The sequence below is a fragment of the Lactivibrio alcoholicus genome (assembly GCF_055390895.1).
In genome coordinates this window covers 2,715,246-2,741,893 of the sequence record NZ_AP042471.1, presented here as the reverse complement: position 1 = coordinate 2,741,893, position 26,648 = coordinate 2,715,246, and the positions used below count along the sequence as shown (strand labels likewise).

General features: G+C 61.5%; 22 protein-coding genes. 10 read left to right on the top strand and 12 right to left on the bottom strand.

The features are described from left to right. Positions 1–3 precede the first annotated feature (3 nt). On the bottom strand, positions 4–978 hold the full coding sequence (locus ACZ5IU_RS12510; protein WP_464417817.1) for a TRAP transporter substrate-binding protein: 975 nt from the start codon (positions 976–978) through the stop codon (positions 4–6). A 128-nt stretch (positions 979–1,106) separates the two neighbouring features. On the opposite strand from ACZ5IU_RS12510, the gene ACZ5IU_RS12505 reads away from it, so the two are divergent. Continuing rightward, complete coding sequence (locus ACZ5IU_RS12505; protein WP_464417815.1) at positions 1,107–1,832, top strand: FadR/GntR family transcriptional regulator; 726 nt, start codon at positions 1,107–1,109, stop codon at positions 1,830–1,832. Here the strand turns inward: ACZ5IU_RS12505 and ACZ5IU_RS12500 are convergent. Next, positions 1,829–2,338, bottom strand: a complete 510-nt coding sequence (locus ACZ5IU_RS12500; RefSeq protein ID WP_464417813.1) for a hypothetical protein — start codon at positions 2,336–2,338, stop codon at positions 1,829–1,831. The two genes, ACZ5IU_RS12505 and ACZ5IU_RS12500, sit on opposite strands and share 4 nt — an antisense overlap. 79 nt (positions 2,339–2,417) lie before the next feature. On the opposite strand from ACZ5IU_RS12500, the gene ACZ5IU_RS12495 reads away from it, so the two are divergent. Further along, complete coding sequence (locus ACZ5IU_RS12495; RefSeq protein ID WP_464417811.1) at positions 2,418–2,594, top strand: hypothetical protein; 177 nt, start codon at positions 2,418–2,420, stop codon at positions 2,592–2,594. Between the two features lie 92 nt (positions 2,595–2,686). On the opposite strand, the gene ACZ5IU_RS12490 is transcribed toward ACZ5IU_RS12495, so the two are convergent. After that, the gene (locus tag ACZ5IU_RS12490) at positions 2,687–4,255 is read right to left on the bottom strand and encodes a S10 family peptidase (protein ID WP_464417809.1); all 1,569 of its coding nucleotides are present in this window, start codon (positions 4,253–4,255) and stop codon (positions 2,687–2,689) included. Then, positions 4,252–4,749 carry a xanthine phosphoribosyltransferase gene (gene gpt, locus ACZ5IU_RS12485; RefSeq protein ID WP_464417807.1) on the bottom strand — a complete coding sequence of 166 codons (498 nt, stop codon included), beginning with the start codon at positions 4,747–4,749 and terminating at the stop codon, positions 4,252–4,254. The genes ACZ5IU_RS12490 and gpt overlap by 4 nt, the downstream gene beginning before the upstream one ends. A gap of 144 nt (positions 4,750–4,893) precedes the next feature. Here gpt and ACZ5IU_RS12480 point away from each other — a divergent pair, with 144 nt between their 5' ends. The 4 genes from ACZ5IU_RS12480 (at position 4,894) to ACZ5IU_RS12465 (ending at position 9,653) form a co-directional block, all read left to right on the top strand. Continuing rightward, on the top strand, positions 4,894–5,976 hold the full coding sequence (locus ACZ5IU_RS12480; protein ID WP_464417805.1) for a BMP family ABC transporter substrate-binding protein: 1,083 nt from the start codon (positions 4,894–4,896) through the stop codon (positions 5,974–5,976). Positions 5,977–6,073: 97 nt separating this feature from the next. Next, positions 6,074–7,624, top strand: a complete 1,551-nt coding sequence (locus ACZ5IU_RS12475) for an ABC transporter ATP-binding protein (RefSeq protein WP_464417803.1) — start codon at positions 6,074–6,076, stop codon at positions 7,622–7,624. A 2-nt stretch (positions 7,625–7,626) separates the two neighbouring features. After that, positions 7,627–8,721 (top strand): ABC transporter permease, encoded by a 1,095-nt coding sequence (locus ACZ5IU_RS12470; RefSeq protein WP_464417801.1) that lies wholly within the window; start codon positions 7,627–7,629, stop codon positions 8,719–8,721. A 2-nt stretch (positions 8,722–8,723) separates the two neighbouring features. After that, positions 8,724–9,653, top strand: coding sequence for an ABC transporter permease (locus ACZ5IU_RS12465; protein WP_464417798.1), 930 nt, complete (start codon positions 8,724–8,726; stop codon positions 9,651–9,653). Positions 9,654–9,768: 115 nt separating this feature from the next. On the opposite strand, the gene ACZ5IU_RS12460 is transcribed toward ACZ5IU_RS12465, so the two are convergent. From ACZ5IU_RS12460 to glgB, 8 genes are all read right to left on the bottom strand, one after another. Then, the gene (locus tag ACZ5IU_RS12460; protein ID WP_464417796.1) at positions 9,769–10,518 is read right to left on the bottom strand and encodes a M15 family metallopeptidase; all 750 of its coding nucleotides are present in this window, start codon (positions 10,516–10,518) and stop codon (positions 9,769–9,771) included. A gap of 10 nt (positions 10,519–10,528) precedes the next feature. Beyond that, positions 10,529–11,818 (bottom strand): TRAP transporter large permease, encoded by a 1,290-nt coding sequence (locus ACZ5IU_RS12455; RefSeq protein WP_464417794.1) that lies wholly within the window; start codon positions 11,816–11,818, stop codon positions 10,529–10,531. Position 11,819: 1 nt separating this feature from the next. Then, a complete protein-coding gene (locus tag ACZ5IU_RS12450) occupies positions 11,820–12,338 on the bottom strand; it encodes a TRAP transporter small permease (RefSeq protein WP_464417792.1) in 519 nt (172 codons plus the stop codon). Between the two features lie 5 nt (positions 12,339–12,343). Continuing rightward, positions 12,344–13,375, bottom strand: coding sequence for a TRAP transporter substrate-binding protein (locus ACZ5IU_RS12445; protein ID WP_464417790.1), 1,032 nt, complete (start codon positions 13,373–13,375; stop codon positions 12,344–12,346). A 73-nt stretch (positions 13,376–13,448) separates the two neighbouring features. Continuing rightward, positions 13,449–14,705 carry a glutamate-5-semialdehyde dehydrogenase gene (locus ACZ5IU_RS12440; RefSeq protein WP_464417788.1) on the bottom strand — a complete coding sequence of 419 codons (1,257 nt, stop codon included), beginning with the start codon at positions 14,703–14,705 and terminating at the stop codon, positions 13,449–13,451. A 13-nt stretch (positions 14,706–14,718) separates the two neighbouring features. Further along, positions 14,719–15,864: a glutamate 5-kinase gene (gene proB, locus ACZ5IU_RS12435; protein WP_464417786.1), complete on the bottom strand. Its 1,146-nt coding sequence runs from the start codon at positions 15,862–15,864 to the stop codon at positions 14,719–14,721. Between the two features lie 38 nt (positions 15,865–15,902). After that, positions 15,903–18,341 carry a DUF3536 domain-containing protein gene (locus tag ACZ5IU_RS12430; protein WP_464417784.1) on the bottom strand — a complete coding sequence of 813 codons (2,439 nt, stop codon included), beginning with the start codon at positions 18,339–18,341 and terminating at the stop codon, positions 15,903–15,905. Continuing rightward, complete coding sequence (gene glgB, locus ACZ5IU_RS12425; RefSeq protein ID WP_464417782.1) at positions 18,338–20,281, bottom strand: 1,4-alpha-glucan branching protein GlgB; 1,944 nt, start codon at positions 20,279–20,281, stop codon at positions 18,338–18,340. Before glgB ends, ACZ5IU_RS12430 begins: the two co-directional genes overlap by 4 nt. 187 nt (positions 20,282–20,468) lie before the next feature. Between glgB and malQ the strand changes: the two genes are divergently transcribed. The 4 genes from malQ (at position 20,469) to glgC (ending at position 26,631) form a co-directional block, all read left to right on the top strand. Then, on the top strand, positions 20,469–21,959 hold the full coding sequence (gene malQ / locus ACZ5IU_RS12420) for a 4-alpha-glucanotransferase (protein WP_464417780.1): 1,491 nt from the start codon (positions 20,469–20,471) through the stop codon (positions 21,957–21,959). Between the two features lie 63 nt (positions 21,960–22,022). Beyond that, positions 22,023–23,762, top strand: coding sequence for an alpha-glucan family phosphorylase (gene glgP / locus ACZ5IU_RS12415; protein WP_464417778.1), 1,740 nt, complete (start codon positions 22,023–22,025; stop codon positions 23,760–23,762). 3 nt (positions 23,763–23,765) lie between these two features. Next, complete coding sequence (gene glgA, locus ACZ5IU_RS12410) at positions 23,766–25,265, top strand: glycogen synthase GlgA (protein ID WP_464417776.1); 1,500 nt, start codon at positions 23,766–23,768, stop codon at positions 25,263–25,265. A gap of 52 nt (positions 25,266–25,317) precedes the next feature. Continuing rightward, complete coding sequence (gene glgC, locus ACZ5IU_RS12405) at positions 25,318–26,631, top strand: glucose-1-phosphate adenylyltransferase (protein ID WP_464417774.1); 1,314 nt, start codon at positions 25,318–25,320, stop codon at positions 26,629–26,631. The last annotated feature ends 17 nt before the right edge of the window (positions 26,632–26,648 follow it).

Here is a 26,648-nt window from a genome sequence, read left to right as displayed (position 1 = left end):
CCCCTACTTCGTCTCCAGGATGGCCTTGATGAGATCCTTGCCGAACTGGGCTTCGTACTTCCGATATACGGGCTCGACCGCCTTGCGGAACGCGGCGATGTCCGGCTCGGTCACCTGCATGCCCTTGTCCTTCAGGAGCTGGAGCCACTGGGCGGCGTTGTCGTTGTCGAGCTTCCGGTTGTACTCGGCGGCCGCCTGCGCCGACTCCTGGAGAAGCTTTTGCTGCTCGGGCGTGAACTTGTTCCAGACCTTCATGCTCATCATAATGACGTTCGGCGCGTAGGCATGTCTCGTAATCGAGAGATACTTCTGGGATTCGAAAAGATTGAATGCCACGATGACGTTGAGCGGATTTTCCTGGCCGTCGATGGTCCCCTGCTGAAGCGCCGTCAGGGCTTCGGTCCACGCCATCGGTACCGCGTTCGCTCCGAGCGCCTTGAAGGAATCGACGTACACGGGGTTCTGCATGAGCCGGATCTTGAGCCCCTTCATGTCCTCGGGAGTCGCAACCGGTCTCTTGCTGTTCGTCAGGTTCCGGAATCCGCGTTCGCCGTACGCGAGGCCCTTGCAGCCGAACTTCTCCATTCCGGCAAGGAGCTTTCTGCCGATCTCGCCGTCGAGAACCTTGTACGCCTGTTCTGGGGATGAAAAGAGGAAGGGAAGATCGAAAACGCCGAATTCGGGCAGGAAGTTGATGATCGGGCCTCCCGTGAGAATGGCGGAGTCCACGACACCCATCCGCATGCTTTCGATGAGCTGCCGTTCGTCGCCGAGCGTCGCGTTCGGGAAGATCGCGATCTGCAGTTCGCCCTTGCTCCCGGCCTCGACGAGTTCCTTGAATTTGAGCGCGCAGGCGTGGAAGGCGTCCTTTTCGTTGACGACATGGGCTACCTTGATGGTCGTCGCTGCCGAGGCCGCGGCCGAAAACGATATAACAGCAAAAAGACACAGAACCAGAGCGCAGAACCGTTTACTCACTTTCCTTCCCCCTTCCGGATTTTTGGTAGTGCCAAGGTACTACCAATATGCGTTCAAGTATTGTATCATAACCGCCGCGCCTGAACGTTTTTTCGTCGCATTCATTGTGGAGAGGAAGTATCCGGCCGATGGAAGGATCGAAACGAAAGCGCCTCGTCAACGATATACTCGCGAGCGTCCGCGACGGCAGTCTGCGTGATCGTCTGCCCGCCGAACGCGACCTCGCGGCGCGTTTCGGCGTCAGCAGAAACATTCTTCGGGAAGCCCTCGTCGAACTCGAATGTACGGGGGTTCTGGAAAGTCGGGGACGGGAGGGGTTCTTCACGCGGACTCCGGATTTCGGCCTTCTCGCCCGAACCCTCGAAACTCTTCAGATCTGGCCGAAGGACACGATGCGGCAGATCATGGAAATGCGGACGCTCACCGAAGTGCCCGCAGCGGGACTCGCGGCGCGGCGTCGCACGGAAGAACACGTGGCCCTGCTGCGGGAATGCGCGGACAATCTCAGCCGGATCCATATCTCGGGAGAATCATGGGAAGGAGAAGGCGCGCACTGGGACTCGCTGCTCCACATGACAGTCGTGAGGGCCGCCGGAAACGAACTTCTCGTTCGCGTGTACGAAGGGCTCTCGGTGCTGATCGAGCGCTACATCGGGACGAGCCGCAAGAGTCTCTTCGCGCTCATGGAGTGGCCGGAACTCATTCTCGGCCAGCATCTCGGCATCGTACGCGCCGTCACTGACGGCGACGCCGCCGGAGCCGAACGGATCTCGCGCGAGCACATCGAGCGCGCGGTCGAGGAACACACGCGTCTCGGCGTCTATTCGCAACCGTCGTTTCCGACGATGCCCTAGAAGGAGACCTCCATGAGCTTCATGAGCCACGGATATACGGCCTTGATGTGGAAGGGGTTCATGCTGAAGATAACGACTGCTCCCATGGCCATGATCGTGTGGAAAACCGAGAGAAAACCGTCGTACTGTTCCGCCCGTCCCACGATGGCGAGCGCGAATTCCGCAAGGACCGCCCCTCCGACCATGTAGTGCCACCGCGTCACGTCGGACGCCGCCGCGTAGGAGACCGCGCGCAGGACGCAGTAGGCGGACCATGTCCCGAGGACGTACATCTGCGAGAGCGACAGCGCGACGCGGATGACGTACGCAGTGGCGACGGCGAAGAATCCGCCGCCGTACGCTCCCTGTCGGAGGCCGGTTACGGCCTTTCCGAGCGACGCGATCCGGGGAATGACGAAACGCGCATATATGCTCGACAACGCCCACCCCCAGAGAAAAATGGGCATCATGAATTCGAGATACCGCACCGATACACTCCCCTTCACCACGACTCGAAACGGGAACATTATACCAGCACTTCCGGTTCAATATGGGAAGGGATACGGCCGAAACAATAAGGAGTGGGATGCTCGCGGAGGTGATTCGATGGATGCCATGAACGCGGTCGATATGATGGGTCTCGCGGGAGCGCAGGCCGGGCAGGAAGTCCAGCTCGCGGTGCAGATGAACGTGGCGAAGAAAGCCATGGATGTCCAGACGGAAATGGTGGCGCAGCTCTTTCAAAGTATGGGCCTCGGCCAGAATCTCAACATACAGGCGTAACGAACCGGAAGAAATACCCGATGCACGACGCGCATCCCACGGGGGAGCGGAACGGAGCGACGCTCCGGGCCGCTCCCCCGCTTTTCGTCGCTCTACTTCCGCACGCTTTCGCCGAGAAACCGGACGAGATCGTCCCTGAGCTTCCGCTTCGCTTCGGGGTTGAGGTACATCATGTGCCCTCCCTCGTACCACTTCGTGACGATGTCCTTCTTCCGGACGCCCGGGATATCCATCTTTCCGAGGCTGTGGAGGACCGAATCGGGAGGGCAGACGAGGTCGTATCTTCCGAGCGCCGCGAAGACGCGCAATCCCGAGTCCCGGCGCATCGCGGTCGCGAGGTCTCCGACGACGTTCGTGGGCCCGTTCCCCTCCCACTCCGCCCCCGATTGGTAGTCCCACTGGCGGGACAACGATTTGTTGAGACTCCGGTACTCCCGGTCGGTGGAGAAATGGAGCGTCTCCGTCAGGTAGCGCAGAAAGGCCGAGACGAACGGACCTCCGCAGAGGACCATCGCAGGATCCTCGCCGAAGACGTATCCGTTTCCCGGAGCGACGAGACGGGCGTCGTAGAGGCTCGTGAACAGGCCGCGTTCCCTGAGAAGCTCTCCGGCGAATACCTCGGGATCGATCCGGAGCGACGCGGCGCGAACCGTCGTCTCTGAGAGTCCCGTCAGTTCGGAGAGACGCCGGACTCCCTCGGAGAAATCCCGGGACGTCACGCCAGTTCCCTTCCAGAGAAGCCTGAGATATCCGTCCGAGGCCCATTCGGTCGCCTCGCGCACGGCATCTTCCGGTTTCTCCCGAAGGCGGGGCGCGATCGTTCCGTGGTAGCACGCGGCGGCGGCCATCGTCGGCAGGGTCAGAACGTACGGCCGGTCGTTCGTGCTGTCCGGGACGATATCCCCGTAGCTCAGAACGGGCGAGACGAGAATCACTCCCGCGGGGACCATCCCTTTGTCCTGCAGCAGTTTTGCGAGCGCTCCCGCGCGGACGCCGCCGTAGCTCTCTCCGGCTATGAACAGAGGACTTCCCGAACGCCGGCGCCCCGCAAGCCAGAGACGGATGAATTCGGCGACAGATGCCGCGTCCTGCCTGACGCCGAGATAGGACTTGATGTCCTTCCGGTCGATAGCACGGCTGAAGCCGGTCTCCACCGGATCGATGAAGACGAGGTCCGTGACGTCGATGAGACTGGACGGATTGTCACGGAGGTCGAACGGGGGTCCGGGACGCCGGCTCCCTCCGTCGCCGAATTCGAGGGTCTTCGGACCGAACGCGCCGAGGTGGAGCAGGAGCGCCGCTGAGCCGGGGCCGCCGTTGAACGCGAACGTGACGGGGCGCGAGGCCGAAGATCCGGAGGAATCCTTTCTCTCGTACGACACGTAGAAGACGCTCGCATTTTCCTTTTCGTCGTCGCCGAAAAGGGGCATGAAGCCCACCGTCGCCTCGTACGTGACGATATTTTCTCCGATATCGGAACTCAGAAGGACGCGGGATTCCTGCTGGGGAACGGAAACGAGAGACGGTGCCCGGCGTGCCTGGGGCTTCGCATCTTCCGAAGCGACGCTCCCGTCGGCGCAGAACGACGGAAGCGCGGCAACAAGAAACGCGCAGACCAGCGCGGCTTGAAGGAGAATTTTTCTCGAACGCGAGACCGTCATCGTTTGATTTCCCTGATCGGTTCCGCGTAAGCCACTTCGGAGTCCCACGGGAAGAGGATCCACGTGTCCTGGCTCACTTCGGTGATGAACGTATCGACGAACGGACGCCCTTCGGGCTTCGCGTAGACGGTCGCGAAGTGCGCCTTCGGGAGCATCTGCCGGACGAAGCGCGCCGTCTTTCCGGTGTCGACGAGATCGTCGACGATAAGCCAGTCCTCGGTGGCGCCTTCGGCTTTCATCTCCTTCAGGAGGCAGAGTTCCCCCTGATTCCGGACGTTGTAGCTCGAGACGCACACGGTATCCACGAGACGGATCTCGAGTTCCCTCGCGATGATCGCGGCCGGGACGAGCCCTCCGCGCGTTACGGCAACGATCCGGCTCCACGGTCGCATTTCGACGAGCCTCCATGCGAGCGCCTTGCTGTCGCGGTGCACCTGATCCCAGGTCACCGGATACGTCCGGCGGAAACGTTCGTTCGTGTTTGCGGCAGCCATTGTACCTTCCTCCTCGAGAGCATCGATTGCGTTTCTTTTCCCCGGAATCCCACACATTTCGTCTGGGGTTATGTATAATTATAGCCAGACTTTACGGCGTTTTGCCGGGCGCATTTTTCATAATTCCTGAAGGGGGTCGGCAGAGTGAGGAAAAGAGCGGTGTTTCTCGCATTGGCGGCGGTTCTGGTAGTGTGCGGCGCAGGATTCGCGTTCGACGCGATCCCTGCGGACAAGATCAAACCAGGGTTCGTCTATATCGGACCCGTCGGAGACGGCGGATGGACCTTCATGCACGACAAGGGGCGCGTGGAAATGGAAAAGGCGTTCCCCGGCGTTGCGTCGAGCTTCGTCGAGTCGGTTCCGGAAGGTCCGGACTCGCTGCGCGTCATGGAGACATTCATCCGCAACGGTTCGAAGGTCATCTTCGCGACATCGTTCGGATACATGGATTTCGTCCAGGAAGCCGCGAAGAAGCATCCCGACGTCATATTCCTCCATTGCTCCGGCTACAAGCAGGCTGCAAACGTCGGCACCTATTTCGGACGCATGTATCAGGCCCGGTACCTTTCCGGCCTCGTGGCCGGCAGGATGACGAAGAAGAACGTCATCGGGTACGTGGCGGCTCACCCGATTCCCGAAGTCATCCGCATGATCAACGCGTTCACGCTCGGCGTGAAGAAGGTCAACCCGAAGGCCGAAGTGCGCGTGGTCTGGCTCTTCTCGTGGTTCGATCCGGGCAAGGAAAAGGAAGCGACGAAGGCGCTCATCGATTCCGGCGCCGACCTGATCGCGATGCACGCCGACACGGGCGCGGCGCCGCAGGCCGCCGAGGAGTCGGGCGTCTACGTCATCGGCTATAACAATGACATGAGCAAATTCGCCCCCACGAAGCACCTTACCGCCCCGGTCTGGGACTGGGGAATGTTCTACAAGCATTACATCGATCAGATCACCAAGGGAACGTGGAAAACCGGAGACATCTGGTGGGGCCTGAAGGAAGGCGTCGTCGGACTCGCCCCGTACGGCAAGGACGTCCCCGAAGACGTGAAGAAGCTCATCGAGACCGAAAAGACGAAAATCATCTCGGGCTCGTGGGATGTCTTCGCGGGGCCGGTCAAAGACCAGAAGGGCGTCGTGAAGATCCCGCAGGGAAAGACTGCGACGGATGCCGAAATGCTTTCCATGAACTGGTTCGTCGAAGGCGTCAAGGGGGATATTCCCAAATAAACAGTGAGTCTGTATCATAAGAGAACGGATTTCCTCGGACGGGCGGGGGGATATCCCCCCGCCCGTCCGTTTTTTCCTTTTCGGGAAGGGGCATGTCATGACGGACACGGAAACACCCCTGATTTCAATGAAAGGCATCACGAAACGTTTCACCGGGGTCGTCGCGAATCAGGACGTCGATTTCGACGTCCGCAGGGGTGAGGTGCACGCCCTGCTCGGCGAGAACGGGGCCGGAAAATCCACTCTCATGAACATCCTGTACGGCCTGTATCGTCCCGACTCCGGGGCGATCACCGTCGGCGGCGTCGGACGGACGTTCGCCTCGCCGAGGGATGCCATAGCCGCCGGGATCGGCATGGTCCACCAGCACTTCATGCTCATTCAGAGCCAGAAAGTCTGGGAGAACATGATTCTCGGCCTGGAGAGCCTTCCGGAGATTCTTCCGCGTCGCGATATCATCCGCCGCATCGCGGATCTTTCGGCGCAGTACGGTCTCGAGGTGGACCCGATGGCGAACGTCTGGCAACTCTCGGTCGGCGAGCAACAGCGCGTCGCGATCCTGCAGATGCTCTACAGAAAGGCGAACGTCCTCATCCTCGACGAGCCCACCGCCGTCCTCACGCCCCAGGAAGCGGAGCGTCTCTTCGAGACGATTCGCCAGATGACATCCGAAGGGCATGGGGTCGTCTTCATTTCGCACAAGCTCGACGAGGTCATGCGGATCACGAACCGCGTAACGATCCTCCGCAGGGGACGCGTCGCGGGAAGTGTCGATACTGCCGCGACATCAAAGGAACAGCTCGCCGAAATGATGATGGGCGAGAAGATTCCGTTTTCCGTATCCAAGCCGCCGATGCGGCCGGGAGAACGAATCCTCGAGGCCGAGGGGATCACCGTCCTCGGTGATCGGGGTTTTCCCTCCCTCAGCGATGTGACGCTCGAGGTCCGCGCGAACGAAATCCTCGGTGTCGCGGGCGTCGCGGGCAATGGACAGCAGGAACTCTGCGAGGCTCTCGCGGGTCTCAGGAAACTCGAATCCGGACGAATCCTCCTCTCGGGAACGAACATCTCCGGCATGTCTTCGCGGACATTCATCGACCTGGGAATTCGCTACATTCCGGCAGACCGAAAGGGGACCGGGCTCGTCCCGAACATGAACGTCGAGGAGAACTCGATCCTCAAGAAGTACTGGTCACGTCCCGTCGCACGCGGAATGATGATCGACTGGAAGCGCGTCTTCGAATTCGCACGATCCCTCGTCAGCCGGTACAGCGTGAGCACGCCTTCGCTCGCGACACCGGTCAGGAACCTCTCCGGAGGAAACCTCCAGAAACTCATGCTCGGCCGCGAGCTCAGCGATTCGCCTCAGGTCGTGATCGCCATGCACCCGACGTGGGGGCTCGACGTCTCCGCGACCCGTTTCGTCCGTGAACAGCTCCTCGAAGAACGAAAGAACGGCGCGGCGGTCCTCCTCGTCTCGGAGGATCTCGACGAATTGCAGGCGCTCAGCGACCGCCTCGCGGTTCTCTGCAAGGGCGAACTCATGGGGATTATCGACAATCCGGCGGACGTCTCCCGGGAATCGGTCGGACTGATGATGGCGGGAACCCCGCTCGAATCCGTCGCACTCTGCACCGGAGGGGCCTAACGATGCGAATAGGGTCAGGTTCCGGAAAAAAACTCACACTGACGATCGAAAAACGTCTCGAATCCCCAGGGGCGCTTCGATTCGTCATTCCGTCCGTATCGCTTCTCGCGGCGCTGGCGACCGGAGCTGTTTTCCTCTTCCTCATGGGCGTCTCCCCGTTTGAAGCGTATTCCGCGATGTTCCGCGCCGCGTTCGGAGACGGCTACGGCATCAGCGAAACGATCGTCAAGTCGATCCCGATTTCGATGGCGGCCGTCGCCGTCATGCTCACCTTCACGATGCTCATCTACAATATCGGCGCGGAGGGACAGATCTTCATGGGCGCAATCGCGAGCGCCGCCGTGGTCCGTTACTGCTTCGTCGACAGCGCCCCCGCGATGCTCCTCATGATGATCGCGGCCGCTGGAACGGCCGGAGGACTCTGGGCCGCGCTCGCAGGATATCTCAAGGCACGCTGGAACGTGAACGAGATCATCTCCACGCTCATGCTGAACTATGTCGCGATCCATCTGATGGACTACTTCGTCTACGGTCCGTGGCGGGATCCCGCAAGTCTCGGATTCCCGATGACTGCCCCGTTTCCCGGCGTCGCGAGACTCCCGCTCCTCTTCGGGACGCGGATCCACATGGGGCTGTTCGTCGCGGTTTTCCTCGCCCTGCTCTTCTTCGTGCTGATCCGGCATACACGATGGGGTTACGAGATTCGCGTGATCGGGGAAAACCCGCGCGCCGCGGGATTTGCGGGGATGAATTACGTCCGGAACGTCATCCTCGTGATGTTCATCTCGGGCGCCATCGCAGGTATCGCGGGAATGTGCGAGGTTTCCGGGCTTCAGGGTCGCCTGCAGCACGGTTTCTCGGCCGGGTACGGTTATACGGCGATTATCGTCGCATGGCTTTCGCAGCTCCATCCGATCGCCATTCTCTTCGTCTCGTTTCTCATCGGAGCGCTTCTCGTCGGCGGCGAGACGCTCCAGATCGTCATGCGTCTCCCTCTCTCGAGTACGCTGATCCTCCAGGGGCTGATCCTGTTCTTCGTCCTCGGAGGAGAAATCTTCAAGACATACCGCATCCGTTTCCAAAGGGAGGACGCGTAGCCATGGAAATGCTCATTCCGATCCTTGCCGCTGCCGTCAGGAGCGGGACGCCGATTCTCTATGCGACGCTCGGCGAGATTCTGACCGAGAAGTCAGGAATTTCCAACCTCGGACTCGAGGGGATCATGCTCGTCGGCGCATTCACAGGTTTCTCCGTGTCGCTCTCGACAGGCTGTCCCGCGTTCGGCCTCGCGGGAGCGTTCGTCGCAGGCGTTCTCATGTCGCTCATCCACGCGTTCGTCTGCGTCACGCTCAAGGGAAACCAGGTCGTCAGCGGACTCGCTCTCACCATGTTCGGTACCGGTGCGAGCTCCCTCCTCGGACGAAGCTATATCGGCGTGACGATCCCAGGGCTCGCGAAGTATCCGATTCCGGTCCTGAGCGAGATACCGTACGTCGGGCCGATCCTCTTCAACCACGATATCCTCATCTACGCGTCCTACGTTCTCGTCGCCTTTCTCTGCTGGTTCTTCGTCGCCACCCGGACGGGACTGAATCTTCGCGCTGCGGGAGACAATCCCCGGGCAGCCGATGCGATGGGTCTGGACGTATCGCGGATCCGCTACGCCGCGACGCTTATCGGAGGGGGCATCGTCGCGCTCGGCGGCGCCTATATGTCGATCGTCTACAACAAGATGTGGGCCGAGGCGATGAGCGCAGGCCGCGGATGGATCGCCGTCGCGCTCGTGATCTTCGCGATCTGGAACCCGGCCCGCGCGATGCTCGGCGCGTACCTCTTCGGCGGCGTCGAGGCATTCCAGCTCCGGCTTCAGGCAGCGGGCACGAGCATTCCGGCGCCTCTCCTGATGATGCTCCCGTACATCACGACGATTCTGGTTCTCTTCGTCATTTCCGTGAAGAAGGGACGCGGTCTGATATTCGGGGCTCCGGCGTCGCTCGGGGTCCCCTTCTTCCGCGAAGAACGCGACTGACGGGACGGCTGCCGGAAGTCAATCTTCAGGGATGGATATGACCGAGGGGCTCCCGAACGTGCCGGTGAGCCCCTCGGTCATATCCTACTCTCGTGCGGGAGTACCGGTTGTCGCGTCAGTCCTGAACGTCCGGATTCCTCCACGCGAATCTCGGGGTCACCGGACCGTAGAACGCGTTCGCCGCTCCCGAGAGCAACGCCCAGTTCTGGTTGCCGAAGTCGAAATGCCACCATTCGTCGGGATAGTTCGTGAACCCGGCCTGGCGCATGACGGCGTGGAGCAACCTCCGGTTGCGCATCATCGACCGCTCCCGCTCGGAAAGGGCTTTTCCCGCTTCGAGGCGATCCTCGAACCAGCGGGATGCAGACCGCTCGGACGTTTCGTCGAAATCCGATCCCATATCGAGCATGACGCCGTCAGGATCGGCGATGCTGCAATCGACCGCGCCGCCGGTCAGGTGCGGCGACGGACTTGCGGCATCGTTCGACGGAAGCGCGACGAACTTCGACGCCATCACGCGGAGCTCCTCTTCGTCTGCGTTCGGACATTTGTCCATGAGTCTCCCGAGATACGCGTTGAAGAGCCCTTGTTGAAGACGCACGGGGCGCCAGCCGTCGAGGAGGACCATTCTGTATCCCGTCGGCAGGCATCGGGCCGCCGAAACGAGCCTCCGGAAACTTCCCTCGCGAAGATATGCCTCGGGAAGGGCTCCGTCGATACCTTCGAGATAGTATTGCCGGAGGACCACGACGCATTCCGGGCAGAGGTGCGCAGGAACGACCGGTTCGCCGTTTTCGACGATCGGCACGGACTGCGAGCGTTTCCACGAGAAATCGTAACGCGCTACGGGTTCGTCGTACACCATCTTTCCCCTCCTACAGACCGAGAACTCTCGGAATGAAGGTCGAAAGGGGCGGAAAGAAGATGATGACGAGAAGCGCCAGCATAGCCACTCCGATGAACGGCCAGATATGGATGAAAACGTCCGACAGCTTGACTTTGCCGACAGCCGCGACGATGTAGTTGCAGGCCCCCATCGGAGGCGTGATCAGCGCGATCGTAACGTTGAGCGTCATCACGATTCCGAATTGCAGGGGATCGATTCCCGCCTTCACTGCGAGCGGAAAAAAGATCGGTGTCAGAAGCGTCAGCGTCGAAACCTCTTCCATAAACATCCCTATCGGGAAGATGATGGCCGAAAGCACAAGCATGAGCATGAGCGGACTCTGGACGACGCCGCTCTGCGTGAGCAGCATCGCGAAACGCTGCGGCACCTGATCCCACTTGAGAAGCCAGCCGATAACCGTCGCCGCGCCCATGATGAGGAATATCGAACTCGTGAGACGGATCGTTTCGTAGATCGACTCCCAGAGAGCCCTGACCGTCAGCTCCCGCGTGAAGAAAAGTCCGGCGGCGAGGCAATAGGCGCAGGCGAGCGCCCCCGACTCGGTCGGCGTCACGACGCCGGTGATGATGCCGCCGATGATGATGAGCGGAGCGAAGAGCGCGCTCGCCGACTTTTTGACGATCTCTCCGGCATGAGCGCGGACCATTTTCGAATCGAGGACGGGCATGTGATGCTTCAGGGAATAGAAGTAATTCATCACCATGAACGCGCCTCCGAGGACGAACCCGGGAATGATCCCTGCCGCGAAGAGGCCGCCTATTGACGTGTTCGTCATCGAGGCGTAGATGATCATGAAGATGCTCGGTGGGATGATCGGTCCGATCAGGGAGCTGCTCGCCGTCAGTCCGGCGGAATAGGACGGGGAAAAGCCGTCCTTGACCATGGCTGGAATGAGGATCGATCCGAGCGCCGACGCGTCGGCCGCCGCGGAACCGTTGACGCCGGCGAGGATGATTCCGGCGACGACGTTGACGTAGCCGAGGCCGCCACGGACCGATCCGACGAGGAGACGGCTGAAGTCCATGAGGCGGTCCGTGAGTCCGGCGCGGTTCATGAGGATTCCGGTGAGGATGAAAAACGGGATCGCCATCAGCGAGAAGACGTCCATCCCGCCGTAGAACTGCTGTGCGAGAACCCGGACCAGGGACCAGTCCCCGAGCGCCGCGATCCCGATGAGGGCAGTCGAGAGAAGAGACAGGTAGAGCGGAAGTCCGAGGAACATGAGGATGAAGAAAGAAATGAGCATTATTTGACCCATCTCAGGCTGAGGCCTCCTTCCGGTCGGCGGCGCGCGAAGACGCCGAGGGAAGATGCGTCAGGACGACGGCCGCGAACAAAAGAATCAGTCCGACGGGAACGGAAAGCAACGGGAACGTCTTCGGGATGTTGAGCGCCATCGTCTTCATGTGCCACATGCTCAGGGCGTTCGTGAGACCGAGGGAGATCATGAGTCCGAGCATTCCCGCCGATATGAGCAGGCGGACGAGCGAGGCAAGTTTTTGCAGCGGGACGGGCATCTTCTTGATGACGAAGTCGATTGCCATGTGGTCGCCCCGGAGAAAGGCCCCCGTCGCTCCGAGCATCACGAGCCAGAGAAGGGAGAAGCGCGCGACCTCTTCGGACCAGATCATCGAACTTCCGAGAAAATAACGCTGAAAGACTCCTAAAAGAATATCCGCGATCGTAAGAACGAGGAACGCCCCGGCGCTCCAGGCGCTGAGGCGTTCCAGTCTTGCGGTCCAGACGGATATCCGGGATTTTCCGGAGGGATCCGTCATGAGCGCTATTTTCCCTTCGCCTTTTCGTTCGCGGTCCTGGCGCTCTCGAGGGCGAGGTCGAGCCATTCCTTGGACATCTTGCTCTTGAGCCACTCGACGTACGCGGGCTGGCCGACCTTCCGGAAGGATTCCATCTCCTCGGGGTTCGGGGCGTAGGCCTTCATGCCCTTGTCGACGAGGTACTTCACGTCCGAGGCGTCCTGCTTCTCCATCGCTTCGCGGTTCAGGGCGTTCGCCTTCTTCGCGGCATCGGCGATGGTCTTTTTCATCTCCGGCGAGAAACCGTTCCACATGTCGCCGTTCGCGACGAGGAACTGGTCGGAGTACTGGATGTTCGCCAGGGTCAGGTAGTTCTGTACTTCGAAGAGGCTTCCCATCTTGATGTACATCGCGGGGTTCATCTGGCCGTTCACGACGCCGGTCTTGAGCGCCATATAGAGTTCGGTCCAGGGGATCGGCGTGCCGCTCGCGCCGAACGCCTTGTACAGGGTGACCTGTCCCTCGTCCATTCCGCGGAACTTCAAGCCCTTGAAGTCATCGGCTTTCCTGATTTCCCGCACGTTGTTCGTGAACGCCAGGAATCCACCCTCCTCGATCGCTTCGAGCAGGACGACGCTGCTCCTCTTCTGGAACTCTTCCTTCGCCTTCGCCCAGTAGGTCCCCTCATCGAAAAAGAAATGCGCGGCCTTGTAGCTGTCGAACATGAACGGAACCGCAGAGGCGTAGATTTCCGGGAAGACCGGCGCGACGCCCGCGAACGAAGCGAGGTTGAAAATCGGCTGGTTCATGCCCTTCTTCGACATGAGTTCCATGCGTTCCTCTTCGTTCCCGAGCTGGCTGTCGGGGAAGAGCTTGAGCGTGATTTCGCCCTTCGTCGCTTCCTCGACGAGCTTCTTGAAGTTCATGGCGTACAGGTGCAACGCGTTGTTTTCGGCATCCGCGGGGCCGGTATAGGCCATCTTGATCTCGGTCGCCGCGAAAGCCGCCCCACAGGTAACCATAACGACGCAAAGTACGAGCAGGAAAAGACGTTTCACACCCACCACTCCTTCACAAATAAAATTAAACCCGTTACGGAATCATAACATGAGGAAAGATTTTCCCTCAAGGTTAGCCTCTTCGGATCTGTCCGTTTCCGTAAATGACGTACTTGTTCGACGTGAGCTGCCGAACGCCCATCGGACCGCGGGTATGAAGCTTTTGCGTGCTGATGCCGATCTCGGCCCCGAAGCCGAAGACTCCGCCGTCCGTGAAGCGCGTCGACGCGTTGACGTACACGGCCGCCGCGTCGACCCCCGTCAGGAAGATCTGCGCGTTCTCGTAGCTCTCGGTCAGGATCGCCTCGCTGTGCCCGCTCCCGTGCGCCGCGATATGATCCATCGCCTCGCGTATCCCGGGAACGACGCGAACGCCGAGGATGAGGTCGAGATATTCGGTGTCCCAATCCTCGGAAGTTGCCGGAACCATGTCGGGAACGATCCGCCGGGCAGCCTCGTCGCCGCGGAGTTCGACGCCCTTTTCGCGGAGCGCCGCCGTCACCGCCGGAAGAAATCGCTCCGCGACCACCTCGTGAACGAGGATTTTTTCGATCGCGTTGCAGACCGAGGGGCGCTGGACCTTCGCGTTCAGGACGATCTGCACGGCCCTGCCAAGATCCGCGGACGCGTCGACGAAGATATGGCAGTTCCCCATGCCCGTCATGATGTACGGCACCTTCGCGTTTTCCTGGACAGCCTTCTTGAGCCCCTTGCCGCCGCGCGGAATCAGCACGTCGAGGTACTCCGTCATCCGCATCAATATCCGCGTCGCCTCGCGGTCAGAGCTGTCGAGGAGCTGTATCGTCCCCTCCGGAAGTCCCGCCGAAACAGCCGCCCCGGAGATCCTCCGGGCGATCTCGCGGTTGCTGTGCAGCGCCTCGCTCCCACCTCGGAGGATCACCGCGTTTCCGGCCTTGAGACAGAGTCCGGCCGAGTCAGCCGTCACATTCGGACGCGACTCGTAGATGACGCCGATGACACCGAGCGGGACGCGGACACACCCGATGCGAAGCCCCTGCTCGACCGTCCACATTCCCGTCATCTCGCCGACCGGATCGACGAACGACGCGACGTCCTCGAGTCCCCGCGCCATCCCCTCGATTCGGACGTCGTTCAGCATCAGCCGCTCGAGAAGCGCGGGCTTCAATCCCGCGCGCTCCCCGGCCCCGATGTCCTCCGCATTCGCCGCGAGAATTGCCCCTCTTCCGTTCCGCAGCGCTTCCGCCATCGCGAGAAGCGCCGCGTTCTTCGTCTCGGCCGTCGCCGTCGCGAGAACCCGGGCCGCTTCCTTCGCCCGCCGTCCCAGTCCGCGGACATATTCCTCGAGCATGAGTCCCGACCTCCTAAAGCACCGCCATATTGTTCCTGTGGATGACGACGTCGTAGTCCTTGCTCCCCAGGATCCTGCCGATTTCGTCCGTGTGACGCCCCGCGATCCGGGACACGTCTTCGGACGAATAACACGCGATTCCGCGCGCGATCTCGCGGCCGTCCTCCGTCACAACCGACACGACCGCCCCGCGGTCGAAGAGTCCCTCCGCGCGGACGACCCCCGAAGGGAGCAGGCTCTTGCCGCGGATACGGAGCGCTTCCGCGGCGCCTTCATCCACGATCAGCCTTCCGGTCGGGTTGCTCTCGAACGCGATCCAGTGCTTCCGGGCGTTCCTGAGCCCCTGACACCGCCCGTCTCCCGAGTCCCGGGCCGGCAGAAATAACGTTCCGAGAGGTTCGCCGCACGCGATCCGGCGGATGACGTCCCGTTCGTCGTTCTTCGCGATCACCATCGGAATTCCGGCGGCCATACAGATCTTCGCGGCCAAAAGTTTCGTGTACATTCCACCGCTCGCGTTGCGGCTGCCCCGTCCGTGCGAGCAATCGAACATCGCGTCCGTGATCTCCGCGACCTCGGGGATGATCGTCGCGTCCGGGTTCGTACGCGGATTGTCGTCGTAAAGTCCGTCGATATCGGAGAGAATCAGAGTGAGGTCCGCGTCCGTGAGGGATGCGACCATCGCGGAAAGCGTGTCGTTGTCGCCGAACCTGAGCTCTTCGACGGCGACCGTGTCGTTCTCGTTGATGACCGGGATGACGCCCCATTCGAGGAGCGTGAGGATCGTATTGCGTGCGTTCAGGAACCTGAGGCGGTCGGAGAAGACATCGCGCGTCAGGAGCACCTGCGCGACGGTGTTCCCATACTCGGAAAAAAATTTTTCGTACATGTGCATGAGGCGTCCCTGGCCGATCGACGCCATCGCCTGCTTTTCCGGCAGAGTGCGGGGGCGTTCCGCGCGGTTCAGCTTTCCGAGTCCGGCGCCGACGGCGCCGGACGAGATCAGGACGATCTCGCGCCCCATGCTTGCGAGATCCGAGATTTCCCGGGCGAGACGTTCCATGCGATGGAGGTTGATCTTGCCCGTCGCGTGCGTGACGGTGCTCGTCCCGACCTTGACGACGATTCGCTTGCATTTCGAAATGGCACTGCGTTCCACGAGAGAACTCCTCCGTATTCGTGCGGGAATCCCGGCAGTCATTCGATCCGGATGTCGAGAAGTCCGGCGAGGTCTTCAGTTTCCTTCGTCTTCGGGTGGCGGCCGATGAACCGGAAGAAAGCGTTCTGAACGTTCCAGAGATTCACGGGCCAACCGGCGGAACGAACGAAAGCCGCCATACGCCCGATCATCTCGACGGCATCCTCCTCCCGTCCCGGCTGGTCGAACATCGCCGCGAACTCGTCCATCCTCCCGACGAGGATATGGGTCAGTCCGGGGACATCGATTTCGACACGCCACTTTCTTGCGTTCCGGCACAGGCGAAGCAGCCGCTCCGTATTCGGCACGGGACGCTCGATCTCGAGGCGGATATCGGCGTTGCATATCACCTCCGCGGCGCTCCGGACGGCTTCGGGAACCGGCACGGATACCACGGAAAGAAACTCGAGGAGTCCTTCGTAGTTCCGGACGACATCCCTGAGGATCCGTTCGATGTCATGCGCGTCGTCCGCGATGATCCGCCGCGTTATCCTGCGCAACTCGTCGCGGAAGAGATGACGCAGCGAGAACGTGTCGTGTCCGAACATCCTCACGATGCCGCGCTCGTCGCCCGAAAGGAGAGAGGGCAACAGCTTCGAACGATTTCGTTCGTATTCTTCGTCCGTTCCGCAGTACCCCGCGCCGCAGACGAGATCCTTCCCTCCGCGCGAAAGAATGGCGTAGCACACATCGTAACGCGCCTGCAGACGGATGTCGAGTATGGAGATCAGGCCGATGCCGTACGTCTTTCCTTCCGTCCCTCCGGTTTCACGCTTCCTGATCTCCGGGCGGAACGCCGGTATGTCCGGGGGACGGTCGTTCCCGGGCAACGTTCCGTTTCGGACCGGGAAAAACGACGAAACGGCGATATTCGCCCCCACGCGAAGAGGTTCCGCCCGCTCGGGCTCGACGAAGACGTTGAAAATCCGCGCCCCGTCGAGAAGCTCCGGGATATTGCTCGGGGCCTTCTCGAGCTCGCGAAGAAATCCTCCGGCGATGTCGCGGAGCCGGAATTCCGGGGACAAGGTCTCCGCGAGATCCATCGCTCGCGCGGCATACCGTAGGATCTGGATGCTTTCGATGCCCGAGATGTCGTCGAAGAACCACCCGCAGCTCGTGAACATGAGAAGGCGGCAGCGCTGCATCTCGAGCAGCGTGAGCGCGCGAGTCCGTTCTTCCGGCGTCGGCTTCCTTCCGATGTGCTTTTCGAGGAAACGGTCGACGGAATCGGCACGAACGTCGTCCCTGTACTGTTGAATGTCGGCGATATCGACGTATGCGTTCCGGACTGTCCACGGATCCGCGAAAAGTTCCCGTCCTCCGGTTTCGAACAGTCCGTCGAGCGATTCCCCGAGAAAGTCGAGTCCCTGCCTGAGCGGTCCCCTCCATGTCTGTCGCCATCCCGGATGCATTCCGGTGCAGCAGCCGCAATCGGCCCTCCATCGCTCGACTCCGTGTGCGCAGCTCCACGAGGAATTCTCGACGATCCGGACTTCCCTCTTCGGGGGAAAGCGGTCGAGATACTCTCCGAAGACGGTGAGCGTCGCGTCCCGTCCCGTTTCGACGAGATCGAGGCAGTACGCGAGCGCCATGTCTCCGTACGTGTGGTGATGCCCGAACGTCTCTCCGTCCAGTGCGACGATCTCCAGAGCCGCTTCCGCAGCTCCGTCCGTCCGCAGCGAACGCCCCGCCTCGATCAGTCGCTGCGCGAGCTCGCCTCCGTTGCGAAGCAGCGGGCCGAAGGCGATATCCCGGGAAAGGGGTCCGTCGTAGAAGAAAAGGACCAGGGATTTGCCGGACGGCAGAGAGCAGATATACGGCACCCCCCTTTCGATCCGCTCTCCCCCGACATCCGTCCACCGCTCGCTCCCGTCGGAGGACGCGAGCCGAACTTCCGACGCCTGCCGCGGGGCCAGAATCGTGAACCTGATTCCCTCGGCCGCGAGCGCCTCGAGCGTCGGCGTGTCGGCCGCGGTCTCCGGAAGCCACATTCCTTCCGGGAAACGACCGAAACGCCGCTCGAAGTCGCGGATGCCCCAGACGATCTGCGTCCTCCGGTCCCGTTCCGGAGCAAGCGGCAGGATCGCGTGGCCGTATGCCTGGGCGATCGCGGGGCCGTGGCCGGAAAACCGTTCCGCGCCTTCCGCGTCGGCGTCGATGATCGCCCCGTAGACATCCGGTTTGGCGCGTTCCATCCACGTCAGAAGCGTCGGCCCCATGTTGAAGCTCATCCGCGCGTAGTTCTTCCGGATCGCGATTATTTTGCCGTCCTCTCCGAGAATCCGGGCCGCGGCGTTCGGCGCATAGCATTCGGCCGTGATGCGTTCGTTCCAGTCGTGCCACGGCGAGGCGGAATCCTGCGATTCGACAGCATCGAGCCATGGGTTTTCCCTGGGAGGCTGATAGAAATGCCCGTGAATGCAGATGCAGGGTTTCATGAGTGTTTCTCCTCCCCGCCGTCTCCCCCGACGGGAAGAAACACGACAGCTGCGAGCGGAGGAAGCGTCAGCGACACGGAATGTCCCCGGCCGTGAAAGGGGATCTCTTCCGCCACGACTCCGCCCATGTTTCCCATACCGCTCCCGCCGTAGGCCCCCGCGTCGGTGTTCAGGACCTCACGCCAGAATCCCCCCGACGGAACACCGACACGATATCCGATTCTCGGTTCGGGCGTGAAGTTGAGCACCGCGAGCGCGACCTCCCGGTCGTCTTCCGTCTTCCTGAGGTACGACAGAACGCTCTGGTCCGTGTCCGAGCAGTCGATCCACTCGAACCCCCAGGGGTGGCAGTCGCCGCGGTGCAACGCCGGAAGGGACGCGTAGAGTCTGTTGAGATCCGAGACGAGCGTCCGCACGCCTTCGTGCGGGGCGTATTTCAGAAGATCCCACTGGAGCTGTGCGTCGTGGTTCCACTCTGCGCGCTGCGCGAACTCTCCTCCCATGAACAGGAGCTTTTTACCGGGCTGCGTATACTGGTACGCCAGGAGAAGCCGCAGGTTGGCGAACTTCCGCCATTCGTCGCCGGGCATCTTCCCGAGAAGCGATCCCTTGCAGTGGACGACCTCGTCGTGCGACAACGGCAGACAGAAATTCTCCGCGAACGCGTACCAGATGCCGAAGGTCAGCTCGTTGTGGTGAAAGCGGCGATGTACCGGATCCCGGGCCATATAGGCCAGCGTATCGTGCATCCACCCCATGTTCCACTTGTACCGGAATCCGAGTCCGCCGACCGAGGCCGGACGAGTCACCATCGGCCATGCGGTCGATTCCTCGGCGAAGAGGGCGACATCCGGAAACCGGATGGCGATCGTATTGGAAAGCGTCCGCAGAAACGAAATCGCTTCGAGATTCTCGCGGCCTCCATACCGGTTCGGGATCCACGCGTCCGGGCGCCTCGAAAAGTCACGGTACAGCATCGACGCGACGGCGTCGACACGGATCCCATCGACGTGGAAACGGTCGCACCAGAAGCACGCGCTGCTGACGAGGAACTCCCGGACTTCGTTGCGCCCGTAGTTGAAGATTGAGCTCTTCCAGTCCGGATGAAACCCTTCCCTCGGATCTCCGTACTCGTAGAGACACGTTCCGTCGAACTGCGAGAGCCCGTGGGGATCGACCGGAAAGTGCGACGGGACCCAGTCGAGGATGACCGCGATCCCCGCACAGTGGAGCGCATCGACGAGGTACATGAAGTCCTCCGGTGTTCCGTAGCGACCCGATGGGGCGAAATATCCGAGCGTCTGATATCCCCAGGAACCGTAGAAGGGGTGTTCCATGACGGGCAGGAATTCCACTGCCGTGAAGCCGTTCGCAACGACATATTCCGTCAGCCGGGGGGCCATCTCGCGATAGGAAAGCGATCGGTTCCCTTCGTCAGAAACGCGCCGCCAGGATCCGATATGCACCTCATATACGGAGAGGGGAGCCTCCAGCGAGGTCCTCGACGCGCGCGACGTCATCCATCCGTCGTCGCGCCATTCGTGGACGTGTTCGTGAACCACGCTTGCGGTCCTTGGCGGAACCTCGCACCTGAACGCGAACGGATCGGCCTTGTCACGCGCGGATCCATGCTTCGCGACGACCCGGTACTTGTAGAGCGCACCGGGGCGGACTCCTCCGACGGCTCCCTCCCAGACACCGCTCTGATCCCACCGGGGAGCGAGGGGCATCGCGCGGGGATCCCAGCCGTTGAAATCGCCGACGACCGAGACCGACTGCGCGTTCGGGGCCCAGACGGCGAAACGGACTCCGCTGAACGAATCGTCGCGGATAACGTGCGATCCGAGTTTGTCGTACAGAGTGAAATGGTTCCCGGCCCTGAAAAGGAAAATATCGTACTGGCTGAAGGCCGGGATATCGTGACGGACGGAAGGATGCATGATCGCGTTCCCCCCTTCTGGTTTCTCTGCCTATTTCGAAAGATTATACCAATTGGTCCGTTCGGACGTGTATAATTCATCTGTTTCCGCGGGATCTCCTTTCCGGAATTTTCCGGACGCGCAGGGTATCCGTCCGTACGGAACCCGACAACGTTCTGAAGCCCGACTCTTCGAGGAGGAGCCTTCCATGAGCCGTTCGAGCGGCATTCTCCTTCCCGTTTTTTCGCTCCCTTCCCCGTGGGGAATCGGCGACATGGGGGAAGGCGCCGACCGTTTCCTGTCATTCCTCGTAAGAACCCGCCAGCGTACGTGGCAGGTTCTTCCGGTCACGGCGACGGACGGAGGTCTCGGACATTCCCCGTACAGCGCTCCGTCGGCGTTCGCGGGAAATCCGCTCCTGATATGTCCCGAACTGCTGCCGGACGCACCTCTTTGCGATCGCGCGCACGCCGCCGGCATGGCCTCGCTCTCTCAGGACTCCGTTTCGTACGAGGCCGCTTTCGTCCTGAAGGACGCCCTTCTCCGGGAGGCCTTTTCGCGGAACGCTCAACGCCTCGGAAACGAACTGGAGTCTTTCAGGAAAACGCATGCGGCGTGGATCGAGGACTACGCGCTCTTCCGCGCGATCCGGCACACCTCGGGCGGCCTGCCGTGGTGGAAATGGCCCGAACCGCTCCGGACGCGCGACAGCCAGGCGCTCGAGAACTTCCGGGACGCCCGCGCGGACGAGATCGAATTCGTCGTCTTCGAGCAGTGGTGCTTCGACGAGCAGTGGCGACATCTGAAAGAGCGGTGCCGCAACGCGGGAGTCTCGATCCTCGGCGACCTGCCGATCTACGTGATGGGCGACAGCGCCGACGTCTGGAGCCACCCGGAGCTGTTCGACCTCGACGCATCGCTCCGCCCCGTCCGCGTCGCGGGCGTCCCCCCCGACTACTTCAGCAGGGACGGGCAGCGATGGGGCAACCCCGTCTACGCCTGGGAACGCCACGAGGCGACCGGCTTCGACTGGTGGATCTCGCGTCTTTCCCGTGCCCTGTCGCTGTACGACAGGGTGCGGATCGACCACTTCCGCGGACTCGTCGCGTTCTGGGGCGTCCCGAGAGACGAAAAGACCGCCCGGAACGGTTCGTGGTTCCCCGTCCCGACAGAGGTGTTCTTCCGCCGCGTCAGGGAGGTTTTTCCGACCATGCCCTTTCTCGCCGAAAACCTCGGCGTCATAACATCCGATGTCACGAAGACGATGAACGAGAACGCGCTCCCCGGGATGCTCGTCCTCCATTTCGCCTTCGGCGATGGAATCGCGGCAAATCCCTACGCGCCCCACAATCACACGAAGGCGAATATCGTCTATACGGGAACGCACGACAACAACACGACGCTCGGCTGGTTTCTCTCCGACTCCACGCCGGAGGAACGCCGGAACCTTTCGGAATATGTCGGGCGCGACGTCACGCACCGGACCGTCTGCGCCGACATGGTCCGCCTCGCCATGTCGTCCGTCGCCGACGAATGCGTCATTCCCCTCCAGGACATCCTCTGTCTCGGCGCCGACGCCCGGATGAACACGCCGTCGACAAGATCTGGGAACTGGACGTGGCGTTTCCGTTCCGAAACACTCGATGCCGCTGATTCGGCCGCCCTCGCCCGGATGACGTCGCTTTTCGGGAGGGAATGATGCCAGATCGTCCGGATGTGGGATAATGATCCTGAAGACGAGAGAACGGGAGGGACAAGGCCGATGACCCAGATTCACGCGCGGATGACTGCTGGAGGCAACATGCGGAGCATTATGGAGTACGATCCATCGTTCCGGACTGTCGCCTACTTTTCCATGGAAGTCGGCATCAAGAAGTCGATCCCCACGTATTCCGGAGGCCTGGGGCTCCTCGCGGGAGACATCCTGAAGAGCGCGGCCGATCTCGGGATACCGATGGTTTGCATCACGCTCCTCTACAGGAAGGGATACTTCGAGCAGACCTTCAATTCGGAACACTGGCAAATCGAAAAACCCGTTCTTTGGCATCCGGAGCAGGAACTGACCCAGCTTCCGAACGAAGTGTCGGTGATGATCCAGGGACGCGAGGTGCGCGTCCGGAGCTGGGTGTACGAGATCATCGGGCATACGGGATACTCGATCCCGGTCTACTTCCTCGACACGGACGTCGACGGCAACAGCCCCGACGACCGCAAGCTCTGCTGGAGCCTCTACGGAGGCGACCAGCTCACGCGGATCTGTCAGGAGATCATCCTCGGCGTCGGAGGACTCAGGATGCTCCGCGACCTCGGCTATACGAACACCAGTACGTTTCACCTCAACGAGGGACACGCCGGATTCCTCACGCTCGAACTCATGCGGGAACTCGGGTATTACGACGAGCAGAAGATCCGCGATCAGGTCGTCTTCACGACCCACACGCCGGTGCCGGCGGGGCATGATTTCTTCAGGTTCGATCTCGTCGAGCGCGTGATGGCGCCGGAACCGCTCTCGACGTTGAAGCGGATGCTGCCGAACGCCGAAGGGGTCTCGATGACGGAACTCGGGCTCAGATTCAGCCGGTACACGAACGCGGTCTCCAAGCGCCACGCGGATGTGAGCCGCAGGATGTTCAACGACGAGACGGTCGACAGCATCACGAACGGGGTTCACCCGTCGACGTGGGTCAGCCCGGGGATGGGGAAACTCTTCACGCGGCATATTCCCGGATGGGAAAACGATCCCGGGCGCCTCGTCCAGGCGCTTCAGCTTCCGGACGACGACCTCTGGGCCGCGCATCAGGCCGCGAAGATGCGCCTGTTCGCGCGGATTCTCGAGACGACCGGACGACAGCTCGACCCGGACATCCTCACGATCGGCTTCGCACGGCGGGCCGCGCAGTACAAGCGCGCCGAGCTGCTCCTCTCAAACGTCAAGAAACTGACGGAAGTCGGCGCCAGGAAAATCCAGTGCATCTTCGCCGGCAAGGCCCATCCCCGCGACGACGGAGGCAAGGCGCTGATTCAGAGACTGTTCAACTCGGCACAGAAGATCGAGGAAATGATCCCCATCATCTTTCTCGAGAACTACGACATGGAACTCGGCGCGCTCCTGACGCAGGGGGTCGATCTGTGGCTCAACACGCCGCAGCGGCCGATGGAGGCTTCGGGGACGAGCGGCATGAAGTGCACGCTGAACGGGATCATGAACTTTTCGGTGCTCGACGGCTGGTGGATCGAAGGGTGGATCGAGGGAGTGACCGGGTGGTCCATCGGGCCGGAACCGAGCGAATCCGATCTCATCCACTACGACGAATCGCTCGACGCGATCGATCTGTACGCGAAGCTCGAAACGGCGATCATCCCGAGATACTACGAGGATCGTCCCGGATGGATCCGGATGATGAAACACGCGATCGCGCTCAACGCCAGCTTCTTCAACACGCACAGAGTCGTCCGGGAGTATTGCGAAAAGGCGTACCACATCGGTCTCCGGGGGGTGTAATCAATGTCACGGAGGAGCCGGAACGTCCGAACGAAGGAGGGGCCGGTACAGCCGAAAGTCCTGCACGTCACTTCGGAGATGGCGCCGCTCGTCAAGGTCGGCGGGCTCGGCGACGTCGTCGGCTCCCTGCCCGCGAGCCTGAACGCGATGGATACGGACGCCCGCGTCCTGATTCCCGCATACGCAGGCGTTCTCGACCGGGTTTCAGACGAGGGGTTCCGCCTCACGAGGCTGACACGCACGGTGGAAACCGCGCTCCGCTGGAGCGTGATCCGCTCGCGCATCTGGCGCGCGCTCGTGAACGGCGTTCCCGTATACCTTCTCGAGAACGACGCGCTCTACGGTTCTCCCGCTCCATATCCCGACGTCCTGACCCCCGACAGCGTCGTTCCCTTCGCGTTCCTCTCGCTGGCCGCGCTCGACCTTCACGCGGCCGTGAGATGGAAACCGGACATCATCCACTGTCACGACTGGCCGACATCGCTCGCATCGATCGCGCTCAGATGGCACCGGCACTACAGGACCATCCCTCGGAAGCCGTTCTCGGTCCTCACGATTCACAATCTCGCCCATCAGGGGATTCTTCCCAGGAAGGTCCTCGACGAGTGGGGCATCGCGGAAGACGCTTTCGCGATGGACGGGATCGAATTCTACGGGGACGTCAATCTTCTGAAGGGAGCCATCGTCGCGAGCGATCGCGTCACGACCGTGAGCCCGCGATACGCCGCCGAGATCCTCACGGAAGAGGGCGGGCGCGGACTCTCGGGAGTTCTCGGCGAACATTCCGGGAAGCTCTCCGGAATCCTGAACGGACTCGACACGACCCTCTGGAACCCCGAGAGGGATTCCGCGATCTCCTGCCGTTTCGGAGCGTCACGCCCCGAAGGGCGCCTCGAATGCCGGAAGGCGTTTCTCGAGGATATCGGATGGGACGACGACGGCTCCCCGCTGTGCATCGTGGTTTCCCGCCTCGTCCGGCAGAAGGGGCTCGATATCCTCATCCCGGCGATTCCGCGCATTCTTTCGCTCGGCGCGAAAGTCGTCATCATCGGGAAGGGGGAATCCGCATTCGAGGAACGCCTCGCCGCGATGGATCCGACGTTTCCCGGCAGGGTCCGGACGATCCTGACATACGACGAACGTCTCGCGCACGCGGCCTACGCAGGGGGAGACATCTTCCTGATGCCGTCGAACTTCGAGCCGTGCGGCCTCTCGCAGCTCATCTCCCTGCGATACGGCGCCGTTCCGGTGGTCCGCGCCGTCGGCGGTCTGGCGGATACGATCAGCGACGCCGACGCATCCCCGAACGGATACGGGTTCACGTTCGACGCCTATGACGCGGACGCCCTCGTCGGGGCGGTCTCCCGCGCGCTCGACGCCTACCGCGACACGAAACGATGGAACGAGATCCGAAGACGCGGCATGAAGACCGACTTCGGATGGAAACGGTCCGCTTCCGCATACAAGGCGCTCTATCTGTCGCTCCTCTCGCAGAAGCCGTAATCACCCGGGCGGACCCTCGCTCCGGGATCTTTCGATGAAGGGGGATGGTTCCATGGTGTCGGGCCAGTTCGGACGCGTTCTGGGCATGGTCCTGGCCGGAGGGAAAGGGGAACGTCTCATGCCCCTGACCCGGTATCGGGCAAAACCTGCCGTGCATTTCGCCGCAAAGTACAGGATCGTCGATTTCGCACTCTCGAATCTGGTCAACAGCGGCATCTTTTCGGTATACGTTCTCGTCCAATTCAAGAGCCAATCCCTGAACGAACATATCGAACGAGGCTGGCACTTCGGCGGCGCACTGCGCGGCCGCGACTATTTCATCACGCTCGCTCCGGCGCAGATGTGGAGCGGAGAACACTGGTTCCAGGGGACGGCCGACGCCGTCTACCAGAACCTCCACCTGATCACGCTCTACGACGCCGACCGGATCTGCATCTTCGCCGCCGATCACATCTACAAGATGGACGTCACCCAGATGCTGGAATACCACATGGACCGGAAGGCCGACATCACCGTCGCCGCCAATGTCGTCCCGAGCAGCGAGGCGCATCAGTTCGGCTGCATCCGGGTCGATCCGCGCGGGATGATCACCGGATTCGTCGAAAAGCCTCCCACCCCGCCCGAGATCCCGGGACACCCCGGCTTCAGTTTCGTGTCCATGGGGAACTACATCTTCGAGCGCGAGGTCCTCGAAGAATGTCTGATCGAAGACGCGAAGGACGAATCCTCGTCGCACGATTTCGGGAAAAACATCCTCCCGAAACTCGTCTCCCGGTGCTGCGTGTTCGCATATGACTTTTCGACCAACCATCTCCCGGGAACAGGACATCCGTACTGGCGCCTCGACAAACCGTACTGGCGTGATGTCGGCACGATAAAGGCGTACTGGGAAGCACACATGGACCTTCTGGACATCGACTCCGAAATGACATTCTATAATCCCCAGTGGCCCGTACGGACGGTTTCCTATGCAGACCCGCCCTCCTACTCCTACCCGGCGGGAGGATTCCCCTGCCGCGTCGACAGCGTCCTCGCCGCGGAAGGCAGCCGCATCCTCGGGGCAAGCGTCAAAAGGTCGGTTCTTTCCCGGAACTGTCTGGTCCTTCCCGGAGCCGAAATCGACGAGTGCATCATCGGGCAGGGGGTCGTCGTCGGAGAAAACTGCCGTCTCAAGCGCGTCATCGTCGACGCGCACAATCAGATTCAGCCCGGTTCGGCCATCGGATTCGACCCCGAACGGGACGCCTCGGCCTACACCGTCGACCCCGCCGGCGGCATCGTCGTGGTCGGAATGCCTCGGATACAGCTCAGGAAAAACATCGAGGCTCCCACAAGCCGGTTCGAGTGGGACACATCCTTCAGCTGAAGCATCCGTTCAGAAAA